13 protein-coding genes and 1 tRNA gene are annotated in these 12522 nt (G+C 66.0%); 3 read left to right on the forward strand and 11 right to left on the reverse strand.

The window, feature by feature from the left end; all coding sequences use genetic code 11:
• Nucleotides 1-68: 68 nt before the first annotated feature.
• Nucleotides 69-2054, forward strand: coding sequence for a helicase-related protein (locus LQV39_RS14685; protein ID WP_230026875.1), 1986 nt, complete (start codon nt 69-71; stop codon nt 2052-2054).
• Between the two features lie 138 nt (nt 2055-2192).
• On the opposite strand, the gene LQV39_RS14690 is transcribed toward LQV39_RS14685, so the two are convergent.
• The 7 genes from LQV39_RS14690 to LQV39_RS14720 all read right to left on the reverse strand — a co-directional run bounded on the left by LQV39_RS14690 (nt 2193) and on the right by LQV39_RS14720 (nt 6655).
• Entirely contained in the window at nt 2193-2396 is a 204-nt protein-coding gene (locus LQV39_RS14690) for a hypothetical protein (RefSeq protein ID WP_230026876.1), read from the reverse strand.
• Between the two features lie 34 nt (nt 2397-2430).
• The gene (locus tag LQV39_RS14695) at nt 2431-3063 is read right to left on the reverse strand and encodes a hypothetical protein (protein WP_230026877.1); all 633 of its coding nucleotides are present in this window, start codon (nt 3061-3063) and stop codon (nt 2431-2433) included.
• 81 nt (nt 3064-3144) lie between these two features.
• On the reverse strand, nt 3145-3666 hold the full coding sequence (locus LQV39_RS14700) for a peroxiredoxin (protein ID WP_230026878.1): 522 nt from the start codon (nt 3664-3666) through the stop codon (nt 3145-3147).
• Nucleotides 3667-3734: 68 nt separating this feature from the next.
• Nucleotides 3735-4361 (reverse strand): BON domain-containing protein, encoded by a 627-nt coding sequence (locus LQV39_RS14705; RefSeq protein WP_230026879.1) that lies wholly within the window; start codon nt 4359-4361, stop codon nt 3735-3737.
• Nucleotides 4351-4947 (reverse strand): phosphoheptose isomerase, encoded by a 597-nt coding sequence (locus tag LQV39_RS14710; RefSeq protein WP_230026880.1) that lies wholly within the window; start codon nt 4945-4947, stop codon nt 4351-4353. Before LQV39_RS14710 ends, LQV39_RS14705 begins: the two co-directional genes overlap by 11 nt.
• Before the next feature lie 63 nt (nt 4948-5010).
• Nucleotides 5011-5373 (reverse strand): YraN family protein, encoded by a 363-nt coding sequence (locus LQV39_RS14715; RefSeq protein WP_230026881.1) that lies wholly within the window; start codon nt 5371-5373, stop codon nt 5011-5013.
• A 1-nt stretch (nt 5374) separates the two neighbouring features.
• Nucleotides 5375-6655 (reverse strand): penicillin-binding protein activator, encoded by a 1281-nt coding sequence (locus tag LQV39_RS14720; protein ID WP_230026882.1) that lies wholly within the window; start codon nt 6653-6655, stop codon nt 5375-5377.
• A 10-nt stretch (nt 6656-6665) separates the two neighbouring features.
• Between LQV39_RS14720 and rsmI the strand changes: the two genes are divergently transcribed.
• Complete coding sequence (gene rsmI / locus LQV39_RS14725) at nt 6666-7574, forward strand: 16S rRNA (cytidine(1402)-2'-O)-methyltransferase (protein ID WP_230026883.1); 909 nt, start codon at nt 6666-6668, stop codon at nt 7572-7574.
• 96 nt (nt 7575-7670) lie between these two features.
• Here the strand turns inward: rsmI and LQV39_RS14730 are convergent, their stop codons facing one another.
• Nucleotides 7671-8306: a hypothetical protein gene (locus tag LQV39_RS14730; RefSeq protein ID WP_230026884.1), complete on the reverse strand. Its 636-nt coding sequence runs from the start codon at nt 8304-8306 to the stop codon at nt 7671-7673.
• Between the two features lie 100 nt (nt 8307-8406).
• Between LQV39_RS14730 and LQV39_RS14735 the strand changes: the two genes are divergently transcribed.
• Nucleotides 8407-8483, forward strand: a tRNA-Pro gene (locus LQV39_RS14735).
• A 104-nt stretch (nt 8484-8587) separates the two neighbouring features.
• Here the strand turns inward: LQV39_RS14735 and LQV39_RS14740 are convergent.
• From LQV39_RS14740 to LQV39_RS14750, 3 genes are read right to left on the reverse strand one after another with little or no spacing between them, the layout of a single operon-like run.
• On the reverse strand, nt 8588-9496 hold the full coding sequence (locus LQV39_RS14740; RefSeq protein WP_230026885.1) for a hydroxymethylglutaryl-CoA lyase: 909 nt from the start codon (nt 9494-9496) through the stop codon (nt 8588-8590).
• Nucleotides 9497-9498: 2 nt separating this feature from the next.
• Nucleotides 9499-10428, reverse strand: coding sequence for a glyoxylate/hydroxypyruvate reductase A (locus tag LQV39_RS14745; RefSeq protein WP_230026886.1), 930 nt, complete (start codon nt 10426-10428; stop codon nt 9499-9501).
• A 9-nt stretch (nt 10429-10437) separates the two neighbouring features.
• Nucleotides 10438-12483: an acetyl/propionyl/methylcrotonyl-CoA carboxylase subunit alpha gene (locus tag LQV39_RS14750; RefSeq protein ID WP_230026887.1), complete on the reverse strand. Its 2046-nt coding sequence runs from the start codon at nt 12481-12483 to the stop codon at nt 10438-10440.
• Nucleotides 12484-12522: the final 39 nt, after the last annotated feature.

Below are 12522 nucleotides of genomic sequence, written 5' to 3' on the forward strand. Positions count from 1 at the left end.
CTTCGTGAACAGGCCGCTGCGGGCTTCCGCGATATAGTGACACCTACTCAATATTGCATGATTTACACATGAGCAATCCCCGTTACCAAGCCGCTACCGACGACGAAACCCAGGACGACGACGCCTTCCTCGAGCGCGAACTGAAGCTGCACGAGCGCGGCGCCGAACTGGTCAAGATGGAAGGGCGCGTCTTCCTGCGCTTCAGCGGCGCCGTGCGCGTGGACGGCCTGCACGTCGACTACCGCCTGGTGCCGGCGCGCGGCGTGCTGGCCAAGCCGAGCAAGTGGCGCAAGATGGATCTAAGCGCCCGCCGCGAACTCATCGAGGAACGCGCCACCCGCGACGCCATGGACGACCTGAACCAGGAGGTCGAGGAATTCGTCCGCGAGATCGCCGACCAGTGCGACGACGCCGGCTTTGACCCGATGCTGTTCCTGCACGTTCTGGAAGAACTGGAAACCTCGGAACCGGCCGAATACGTGTTCGAGCGCATCCATCAGCGCCTCGAGCACGCCGTCGAGCGCGACCAGGAAGAGCGCCACGCCGCGCGCACCAAGGAAAGCATCAACCTGGCGGAATATCCTCAATCCTTCGAGGTCGCCAGCAAGATGGCGCGTCGCTTCATCGCCCTGCTCGGTCCGACGAACTCGGGCAAGACCCACCGCGCGATGGAGCACCTGGCCCAGGCCGATAGCGGCGTCTACCTGGCGCCGCTGCGCCTGCTGGCGCTGGAAAACTACGAACGCCTGCAGGGGGCGGTCAAGGAGGATGGCGAAGCGCTGGCCGTCAGCCTGATCACGGGCGAAGAGCGGCGCCTGGCCGAGAACGCGACCCACGTCGCCAGCACGGTCGAGATGCTGGACACGAAGACGAAAGTAGAAGTGGCGGTGATCGACGAAATCCAGATGCTGGCCGATCGCGACCGCGGCGCCGCCTGGACCGCGGCCGTGTGCGGCGCGCCGGCCTCGACCGTCTACCTGGTCGGGGCGCCGGAAGCGCGGCGCGCGATCGAGGCGCTGGCCGAACGCCTGGAATGCCCGCTCGAAGTCCACGTGTTGAAGCGCAAGGCGCCGCTGTCGATGGAGCCAGGCGCCGTGCGCAAGATCCGAAACCTGCGGCGCGGCGACGCCGTCATCGCCTTCTCCCGGCGCGACGTGCTGATGTGGCGCGACATGATCACGGAAATCGGCCTGTCGGTGGCCACCGTCTACGGCAATCTGTCGCCGGAAGTGCGGCGCGCCCAGGCCGAGCGTTTCCGGGAGGGGCAGGCCGACATCGTGGTGGGCACGGACGCCCTGGCCATGGGCCTGAACATGCCGATCCAGCGCATCGTGATGACGACCGCGGTGAAATACAACGGCTATGAAGAGGAAGAGATCTCGGCCGCGCTGGCCAAGCAGATCGCCGGCCGTGCCGGGCGCTACGGCGTGCACGAGGAAGGCTTTGTCGCCGGCTACGACGACGATACCCACGACATCATGCGCGCCCTGATGAAGGAAAAGATCCCGCCCGTCAAAGCCAGCGGCTTCGCGGTCGCGCCTTCGCTGGAGCAATTGCACCGCATCGCTTCGGTGACGGGAGAAACATCGCTGGTGAAACTGCTGCGCCGCTTCGTGCACAACATCGACGTGCCGGACGGCTTTTTCTACCCGCGCATCACGGAAGAACAGAACGAGCGCGCCGAGTGGCTCGATACCCTCGATCTGTCGGTGGCCGAAAAATTCACGATGTCGCTGGTGCCGATCTCGACCCGGGTGCCGACGCTGGAGAGCGCCTGGTCGCATTGGGCGCAGTCGCTGGCGAAAAAGAAAATCTGCAAGCTCCAGCCTCATCCGCAAGAAATGTTCTGGCAGAACCTGCAGGAAGTCGAGGATACCTGCCGCATGTACTCGGCCTATGCCTGGCTGGGTTACCGGATGCCGGCGTTTTTCCCGAGTATCGAGCTGGCCCAGCAGCTGGCGCGGGAGGCATCGGAGCGGGTGGATTCTTTGTTGCAGCAGCAGAATGCGGCGGCGCGTAAAAAGCAGTCGAAGAAGGAGCGGGGTAGGTGGTGATTAGCTCCAGCACGTCGTCCTCGCGAAAGCGGGGACCCATACTGAGCAACACGAGCCAGTACGTAGAAATATTGCGGCTCTATCGGATGGCGGACTTCGGCACCTCAGCATGGGTTCCCGCTTTCGCGGGAACGACGCTTATTTCGCCTTGACCTTCTCCACCGCCTCCAGCCACTCTTCCCAAAGCGCCGGATCCCTGGCCCGCCCATCCGGCCCCAGCTTGTACTCGCTCACCAAATCCGCCAGATCGCTGGATTCCGTCAGCTCCACCTCGCGCTGGATAAAGGCCAGCATGGCCCGGTAAGCCTGTTCGACCGTCATCGTGTTGTCCGCTGCGCTCATGTCTGTCGCCCTTCGATGCTCACAGCTTAAGCGATCATGGGCGGCAGCGCGCTGCGATCCCGGCGCCGTCCGCGCCCGCCACCGGGATGTCCGAGGGTGGCGTGCCATTGCCCAACACCATGGTGGTGCCGCCGACATAGCGCAGCGGCAGTTCCTCGCCCGCGTAATCGCTCAGGGCCTGCGGCACGTAGATCGCGAAGCGGTAGTCGAGGTTCGTATAAAAGCCGTGCCGGAACACCTGGCTGGGCGGGCCCTCGTGGATCTCGGCCGCGATGGCCTCGACGATGGCGGCCGTGTCGGTACGCGTGTTCAGGGCTATCGAGTCGTCCAGCCGCAAGGTGTAGGGGCGCAGCGGGCCGAAGCGGTGGCCGCCGAACTGCACGCGGAAGCGGTCGATGTCGTAGTAGAAGGCCGGCACTTTTGCGCCGGTGACGTCGATGCTGCACAGGACGAACACGGCCCAGAAGCCCTGCGATTCCAGCGGCTGCACGAAGTGGATCGCTTCATTGCGGCGCAGACGCACCGGGTTGCGGAAGTCGATCCGGTGCACGTTGGCGACGTGCTGGTAATGCAGGACCACGGTGTTGCGCAGTCCGGGGTCCACGCTCGTGCAGCCGGCTGCCAGCAGGCAGGGAAGCAAGAGCAGGGACTTGATCGGCTTGCGCATAGGGTCTCCAGCGAACGCGTCAAGCTTGGACCAGACGGACGGGCAGAGTTTGCGGGAAGTCAGGGGTGCGCAGGTGTGATGTCAGCTGCTGCCCAGCGATTTCTGCAGCAGCGCGTGCAGCGAGGCGAAATCCGGCTCGCCCAGGTAGCGCTTGAGGATCTTGCCGTCCTTGCCGATGACGAAGGTGGTCGGCGTCATGGCCACGTCGCCGAACTGCTTGGCCAGGTCGCCGCCCGAATCGAGCGCGACCTTGAACGGCAGCTTGCGGGTCTCGGCATAGTTCAGGACGTAGTTGGGCGGATCGTAGCTCATCGCGACGGCGACGAATTCCAGGCCCTGCCCCTTGAACTTGTTGTAGGTGTCGACCATCTGCGGCATCTCCTTCACGCAGGTGGCGCAGGAGGTTGCCCAGAAATTGACCATCACGACCTTGCCGCGCAAGTCCTGCGAGCTGATCTTCTGGCCGTCGATGCTGATGAAGGTGACGTCGGGTGCCTGCTGGCGGCTGAAGACGGCGACGCCGGCGCCGCAGGCCACCGCGATCGCGACGGCGCCGAAGGTGAGCAGCTTGATGCGGGAACGGTTCGGGCGCGAGGCGGTCATGGCTTCATCTCATCCGTGAAAGGGCGACGAACTATTTTATATCGTCCGCCGCCACTCGGTTTGAAGTGTTACTGCGCCTGCGGCGGCGACTGCGGCTGCATCGCGCGCAGGTCTTCTTCGCTGATGTACTCGAACATCTTGGTGACGCGCATGACACCGGACACGCCCTGCGCTACTTGGGCGGCAATATTGCCTTCGCGCTGGGTCACCAGGCCCATCAGGTAGACGTTGCCACGCTCGGTCACGACCTGGAAGGAGTTCGCCGAGACGGTCTTCTTGTCGGCCAGGCTGAGTTTCACCTTGCTGGTGATCAGGGCGTCGCTCGAGCGCGAGGTGTAGCTCGATGGGCCGGCAACGATCAGCTCGTTGATCACGTTGTCGACGTTGGCAATCCCGCGTACTTCGTTCTCGACCGCGCGCTTCATGGCGTCGTCGCGTACCTCGCCGGTCAGCAGCACCTTGCGGTTGTAGCTGTTGACGTTGACGTGACCGGCGTCGCCGACAACCTGCGGCAGACGGGTTGCTGCCTTCACCTCGATGCCCTTGTCTTCGGTCTGGGTACCCAGGGTACGGCGATCGGTGCTCGCTATCGCGCCGGCCACCATGCCGCCGGCAACCACGGCCACGCAGCCTTGCAGCGAGACCACCAGGGAACCGAGGAGGGCGGCGGTCAGGACGGCTTTCTTAACTTGCATCTTCTTCTCCGAACAAGGCGACGTCGATGCCGTCGCAGATACTGTGGATCGCCACCAGGTGCACTTCCTGGATGCGTGCGGTGCGGCTGTGCTGCACATTGATATGTACGTCGGCCTCGGTCAGCAGCGCGCCAAGCTTGCCGCCGTCCTTGCCGGTCAGGGCGACGACGCGCATCTCGCGCTCGAGCGCCGCTTCGGCGGCCGCCAGCACGTTGGCGGAATTGCCGGAGGTCGAAATCGCCAGCAGGATGTCGCCGGCCTGGCCCAGGGCCTGGACCTGCTTGCTGAAGATCTCGTTGAAGCTGTAGTCGTTGCCGACCGCCGTGATGATCGAGGTGTCGGTGCTCAGCGAGATCGCCGGCAGCGGGAAACGCTCGCGCTCGAAGCGGCCGACCAGCTCGGCAGCGAAGTGCTGGGCATCGCCGGCGGAACCGCCATTGCCGCATGCCAGGATCTTGTTGCCGTTGGACAGCGCATTGAACATCAGTTCGATGGCGTTGGAAATGGGTTGTGCCAGCAGCTGGCCCGACTTCAATTTGAGTTCGGCGCTTTCCTGGAAATGGGCGAGGATGCGTTGAGTATTCATGGTCGAAGATTATAGTGCAGCGGCAAGGTCTACCGCGCAAGTGGGATAAAAATTGCTTACATTTCAGGCGGCTTCGATGGCGTTCCGTAACCATTCCAGCTGGACGCCATCGATGGCGACGACGTCGATGCGGCAGGGCGGCAGGCGCCTGAAACGCTGCAAATACACCTGGGCGGCGCGCAGGATACGGCGGATTTTTGCCGGTGTGATGCTGGCGGCGGCCCCGCCGCGGCTACGGTCGGCGCGCTGGCGCACCTCGACGAAGACCAGGGTCTCGCCCTCGCGCATGACCAGGTCGATCTCACCCAATTTACACCGGAAGTTCGCTTCGATCAGCACTAAACCGTGGCGTTGAAGATACGCCAGCGCCGATTCTTCCCCTTTTCGACCCTGTTCCTGCTTTTGCGACAGGCGGGCCGGCCACATCTCAGGGCCCCGCGTCGACGGGTTCGAAATTGCCGTTGCGGTAGACGGCCATGGCTTCGCGCCGCTGCAGCCGCGGCTCCCTGGGGTCCACCTCCAGGCGGCCGGTGACGCCGTCGATGACGAAGGGGCCGCCCGGCCGCAGCGCCAGTTCGCGCGCGACCAGGAAAGCGTCGATGCCGAGGGCGTACAGGCGGCTCATGGTCAACGGCTGTTCGGCCTCGGGTGGGCGCGGGTAAACCATCACCGCGCGGTGGTCCGGGCGCACCAGCCAGGGCAGGTCGACCACGCGCAGGCCTTCCAGCTCGCCGATCGCCGCGCCGGGGGCCGCGCGGCCCGGATTGCCGGCGCTGCCGGTGTAGCAGGGAATCGTGGTGCCGGTCTGGGCGCGCACCTGGCGCAGCTCGACCACGTCGAGCGCGGCGAACAGCAGCTCGGGCGGATCGACGTCCAGGCGCGCCTTCAGGTCGCCGATCAGGGCCTGGTCGACGCGGCCTTCGGTGGAGGGGACGTTGAAACGCTGGCCCGTATGGCCGAGCTCGTTCCAGCGCGCCTCGAAGGCGGCCGCCGCACGCTGGGCCCAAGGCGCGTTACCGGTGAGGATCAGCACCCGGCCTTGCGGATGCTCGCGCGCCGCCCATTCGGCGGCTTGCCTGGCCTCGTCCTCGATCGAGAGACCGGCGACCAGCATGCCGCGTGGCAGGTTTCCGCGTGGCTCGGGATGGTTCAGGGCAACGGTCGTGCGGCTGACGCCGCCGCCGGTGGCCAGCGCGCTGACGGCGGGGCGGGCCAATGGGCCGACCACGACCTCGTGCGAGGCGGCGGCGTCGGCATAGGAAGCGAGCGTGCCGCCGGTGCTGTCGTCGGTGGTCACGAGGTCGACCGCGATGCCGGCGCCGTCGCGCTCGACGCTGGCCATGAAGCCGGCGCGCACCGCTGCGGCGGCACCGCCCAGGCTGGAGGAATTCATCGGCAGCAGCAGGGCAATACGGACCGGGCCGGCGCCCCTGGCGGCGGGCGCGGTGCCGGCCCGGGCTTCCTGGCCCGGCAGCAGGATGGGCGCGGTATGCACCGGCGAGGTTTCCACTTCGCGCGGCGGCGGCACATAGGCCGGCGCGCGCGCGGGCTCGGGTTCCGGGCAGGCGTAATCGCCGCTGCGGGGACTTGTGTTTGCGCCCTTGGGCGCGCACAATCCCTGCGGCTCGTCCAGGCTTACCGTGCTGCAGCCGGCCAGCAGCAGGAATGTCAGTCCCGCGCCCAGCGCTTTCAGTTTTTTAATCAGCATCCGTTCCCCCATGACCGCCATTCAGTCCAGCCAGATCGCCCAATTGCCCGTCCTGGGTGAGGCAGCCCAGCAGTCCTATCCTACCGCAACGCTTTACGTGGTGGCCACACCGATCGGCAATGTCACCGACATCACCCTGCGCGCCCTGCATGTGCTCCTGATCGCCGACGTCGTCGCCTGCGAGGACACGCGCAAGACCGGCGCCCTGCTGACGCGCTTTGGCCTGAACAAGCAGATGGTGGCGGCGCACCAGCACAACGAACGCGAAGCGGCCGAAAAGCTGATCCAGCGCTTGCTCGCTGGCGAGCGCGTGGCGCTGGTGTCGGACGCCGGCACACCGGCCGTGTCGGACCCCGGCGCGCGCATCGTCGACGCCGTGCGCAAGGCCGGCCTGCAAGTGGTGCCGGTGCCCGGCGCCTCGGCGTCGGTCGCGGCGCTGTCGGCCAGCGGCTTCGTGAACGACCGCTTCCATTTTGTCGGATTCCTGCCGGCCAAGGCGAAGCAGCGCGAAACGGAACTGGCCCAGCTCAAGCTCGACACCTCGACCCTCGTGATCTATGAGGCGCCGCACCGGATCACCGACTGCGTCGAGGCATTGGCGGCGGTATTCGAGCCGACCCGCCAGGTCGTGTTCGCGCGCGAGCTGACCAAGATGTTCGAAGAAATCCACCGCTGCCCGCTGAGCGAGGCGCTGGCCTGGGTCAAGGCCGACCAGCACCGCGAACGCGGCGAATTCGTGGTGCTGGTCGAAGGCGCGGCGCCGTCGGCAGACGAAGGGGAGCTTGATGCCGAGCGGATTTTGCAGATCCTGCTGACGGAGTGCTCGGTGAAGCAGGCGGCGAATCTGGCGGCGCAGATTACGGGGCGGAAGAAGAATGCACTGTATGAAAGGGCCCTGCAAATCAAGGGTGACGCTTAAATCGTCGTCCCCGCGAAGGCGGGGATCCAAGTTGCACGCGTTTCGACGGCTCATGAAACTTGGATTCCCGCCTGCGCGGGAATGACAATTCAGGCGCTACCACTTGCACCCACTATCCTTCTTATCCATCGCCAGAAAGATCGGCGCCAGCAATCCCCCCGGCACCCCATCCTTGCAATCCGGCCGCTTCGCCTCCTTGATGCCCCGCTCCAGTTTCGATTCGGTCTGCAAAGGCGGTGGCGGCAAGCGTTCCAGCGCGGTGCCCACCTTGGCCGGATCCGGCTCGTTCGCCACCTTGCGGGCGACATTGCGCGCAGCGTCCAGATTGAAGCGCGGCGTGTCTCTGGATGCCGTATCCGCAGGCGGCGGCGTTTCGACGGCAAAGGGTTTTTCTTCCGAAGCCGGCTGCGGCTGTACGGCGATGATGCGGCGTGGTGTGCGTGGCGCAGGTGCGCGCGACGCCGGTGCCGGCCTGGCTGGCGTCTCGGCCTGTTTCGGGGGCTGCACGGGTTCAGTCACCGGCGGCGTCTCCGGTGCGACCTGCAGGCGCACGGTGAGCGGTTCGCTGACGGCTGCGGGCAAGGCCGCCGGCTGCGGCTGGCGGTAAATGGCCAGCAACAACGCGTGCACGGCCACCGAGATGGCGATGCCCGCCGCCACGCGTGTCGTGGTCTTACGGTCAGGCAGGCTCGTCAAGCCGGTATTCGAAAATCCGTCGATTACAGCATTCATGTGCAGCTCCATCGATTCCTGTGCCGGAAAGCCTCAACCGCGCACATTCGCAGGCGCTTTCCTTGACCGCGAGCGCCGCGGAAGTTATGATGGCTGTCTTCGGAGTGTAGCGCAGCCCGGTAGCGCATCTGGTTTGGGACCAGAGGGTCCAAGGTTCGAATCCTTGTACTCCGACCAAGTATACCGAAAAGGCCGACAGTGAAAGCTGTCGGCCTTTTTCATTTCCGCGTGGCGATGACGTTTGTGTCGTGGGCTCCCCGAGCCCACGTTCACATTACCAATCAACCAGCGCGCTTCGCCAGCAAGGCATTCCCCGCACGGCTCACACCCTTGCGCCCCAGCTGCTGCGAAATGAAGGCGCCCGCATCGACCACCTGGTCCAGGTCGATGCCGGTCGCGATGCCCAGGCCGTTCAACATGTAAACCACGTCTTCGGTGGCGACGTTGCCGGTTGCGCCCTTCGCGTACGGGCAGCCGCCCAGGCCGGACACCGACGAATGGAAGATGGACACGCCCACTTCCAGGCTGGCGTAAATATTCGCCAGCGCCTGGCCGTAGGTATCGTGGAAGTGGCCGGAGATACCGTCCAGCCGGAACGCGCGCGCCGCCGTCTCCATCACCGCCTGCGTCTTGCGCGGGGTCGAGACGCCGATCGTGTCGGCGATGTCGATCTCGTCGCAGCCCAGGTCACGCATGCGCGCCACCACGTCGGCGACGGCGTCCAGCGGCACTTCGCCCTGGTAGGGGCAGCCGAAGGAGCAGCTGATGCTGCCGCGCAGGCGCAGGCCGCGCTCCTTGGCGGCCTTCGCGACCGCTTCGAAGCGCGCGATCGATTCGGCGATCGAGCAGTTGATGTTCTTTTGCGAGAAGGCTTCCGAGGCCGAGCCGAAGATCACGACTTCATCGGCTTTACTTGCGAGCGCCGCCTCGAAACCCTGCATGTTCGGCGTCAGCGCGGAATAGAGGGTGCCCGGGCGGCGGGCGATGCCGGCCATGACCTCCGCGCTGGTGGCCATCTGCGGCACCCATTTCGGCGAGACGAAGGAAGCCGCCTCGATGTTCGTAAAACCGGCGCGCGACAGGCGGTCGACCAGCTCGATTTTTACGGCGGCGGAGACGTTCTCTTTTTCGTTCTGCAGGCCGTCGCGCGGGCCGACTTCGACGATTTTGACTTGTTTAGGCAGATTCATTTTCAATATCCCCGGTTGCGGTCGACCACGTCGGCGACGTGCTCGCCCTGTTCGAGCAGTGTGATCTTGTGCGCGATCTGGCGCACGGCTTCCTCGCGGATCGTGAGCGCCGAGATGTGCGGCGTGATGGTGATGCGCGGCTCGCTCCAGAACGGATGCGGCGCCGGCAGCGGTTCGTTGCGGAACACGTCCAGCGTGGCGCCCGCGATATGGCCGGAGCGGATCAGCGCGAGCAGGTCCGGCTCGGCGACCTGGGCGCCGCGCGCGACGTTGATGACGTAGGCGCCTTCGGGCAGCGCCGAAAGCCGCGCGCGGTCCAGCAGGTTATTGGTCTCCGGCGTCAGCGGCAGCATGCTGACCAGCACGCGCGTGCCGCGCAAGAAGTCGTCGAGCGCGTCCATGCCGGCAAAGCAGTCCACGCCAGGCAGATCCTTGGCCGTGCGGCTCCAGCCGCGCACCGGAAAACCGAGCTGGCGCAGCGCCTGCACCACCGGGATGCCGAGTTTGCCGAGCCCCAGCACGCCGACCGTGAATTCTTCCTTTTTACGCGCGGCCAGCGGATTCCACATGCCCTGGCGCGCCTGCTGCTCGTACTCGTCGAAGCGGCGGAAGTAGCGCAGCACCGCATACGCGACATACTCCGCCATCTGCTCGCCCATGCCGGCGTCGCCGAGGCGGATCACCGGTACGTCGGGTAGCGCGTCGCCGAATTTCAGGATGGCGTCGACGCCCGCGCCCATCAGGAAGATCGCTTTTACACGCGACAGCTGGTCGAGCAGGGCCGGCACGGGCGCCCACAGGACCGCGTAGTCGCAGGCGTCGAGGCTTTGTCCCTCTTGCCAGGTGACCGTCTCGGCCTGCGGCAGCGCCTGCGCGAAATCGCGCGCCCACGGCTCGATCACGCCGTCGCCGCGGTACAGGAGGATGCGCATGGTCTCCTCTTACGCGGCGGCCTTGAAGGCCAGCAGCGGCGCGCCGTCGGCCACCTGGTCGCCGACCTGGTACAGGATCTCTTCGACCAGGCCGTCGCTCGGCGCCGCGATCGTGTGCTCCATCTTCATCGCTTCCATGATCACCAGCGCTTCGCCCTTCTTGACGGTCTGGCCGTCCTTCGCGATCACGGCGACCACTTTGCCGGGCATCGGCGCGGTCAGGCGGCCGCCCGCGGCTTCGGTTTCGCCCGCGTGCGCCATCGGATCGGCGTAGTGCAGCGTGTAGTGCTGGCCGCCGGTGAACACGTGCAGCAATTCGCCGTCGCGGCGCACGGTGCCGTGCAGGGCTGCGCCGTCGAGGCGGATCGCGTATTCGCCGCCGTTCTTCGACACCAGCGCCAGCGGGTGGGCCGCGCCGTCGAGGTCCAGCACCCAGCCGTGCGGGTGGTAGGCCAGTTTAAGGTCGTAAGTCCTGGCGTCCAGCGTGGCGCTGTACTCGTCGCCGAAAGAGAGCTGGCGGCGGTAGGTGCCGTTCATGCGCCAGCCGTGGGTGCTGGTCCACGGATCGGCCGGATTGCTCGATACCGACAAAGCCTGCTCGGCGTCGGCCAGCGCGACCGCGGCCAGGGCCAGCGCAGCTTTCGGCGCCGGGCCGGCGGCCGGGAACAGGGAGGCGTTGTTACGCTCGATCAGGCCCGTGTCCAGGTCGGCGCTGGAGAAGGCTTGCCCTTCCACCAGGCGCTTGAGGAAGGCGATGTTGGTCGCCAGGCCGACGATATGGAACTCGGACAGCGCCTGCGCCATGCGCGACAGCGCCTGGGTGCGGTCCGCGCCCCAGACGATCAGCTTGGCGATCATCGGGTCGTAGAAGGGAGAAATGGCATCGCCTTCGCGCACGCCCGAATCGATGCGCACGCCGGCCGGTGCCGCATTTGTACCGCCTCCCGAGCCCAGTTCGAACGACACATGCGAAGGGACGTCCATGAAGCGCAGCGTGCCGATCGAAGGGAGAAAACCTTTTTCCGGATTCTCGGCGTAGACGCGCGCCTCGATCGCATGGCCGTGGATCGCCAGTTCATGCTGCTGCTTCGGCAGCGTCTGGCCGGCGGCCACGCGCAGCTGCCACTCGACCAGGTCGGTCCCGGTGATCATTTCGGTGACCGGGTGCTCGACCTGCAGGCGGGTGTTCATCTCCATGAAGTAGAAGGAGCCGTCCTGGTTGGCGATGAATTCGACGGTGCCGGCGCCCACGTAGCCGACCGCGCGCGCGGCCGCCACCGCCGCTTCGCCCATCGCCGCGCGGCGTTCAATGGTCATGCCCGGCGCCGGCGCTTCTTCCAGCACCTTCTGGTGGCGGCGCTGCACCGAGCAGTCGCGCTCGTGCAGGTAGACGCAGTTGCCGTGCTTGTCCGCGAAGACCTGGATCTCGATGTGGCGCGGACGCTGCAGGTACTTCTCGGCGAGCACCTTGTCGTCGCCGAAGGAGGAAATCGCCTCGCGCTTGCAGGAGGCCAGCGCGGCCTGGAAATCTTCGGAGCGCTCCACCACGCGCATGCCCTTGCCGCCGCCGCCGGCGCTGGCCTTCAGCAGCACCGGGTAGCCGATGCGGTTCGCTTCGCTCTGCAGCAGCTCCGGATCCTGGTCGTCGCCGTGGTAGCCCGGCACCAGCGGCACGTTCGCCTGCTCCATCAGCTGCTTGGCCGCCGACTTCGAACCCATCGCCCGCATCGAGGAACCCGGCGGTCCGATGAAGACCAGGCCGGCGGCCTCGCAGGCTTCGGCGAATTCCGCGTTCTCGGACAGGAAGCCGTAGCCTGGGTGGACGGCCTGGGCCCCTAGGGCTTTCGCGACCTCGATGATCTTGTCGCCGCGCAGATAGCTGTCCTTGGCCGCGGCCGGGCCGATCAAGACCGCCTCATCGCAGACCGCGACATGCTTCGCGCCGGCGTCGGCTTCCGAGTAGACGGCAACGGTACGAATACCCATGCGGCGCGCGGTGGCGGCGACACGGCAGGCGATTTCGCCACGGTTGGCGATGAGGATCTTGGTGAACATGTGGTGTCTCGTCTGTTATTTATAAGTGTTAGCTCTAGA

It is taken from the genome of Massilia sp. Bi118, assembly GCF_918697865.1.
In the GTDB taxonomy this organism is placed as follows: domain Bacteria; phylum Pseudomonadota; class Gammaproteobacteria; order Burkholderiales; family Burkholderiaceae_D; genus Telluria.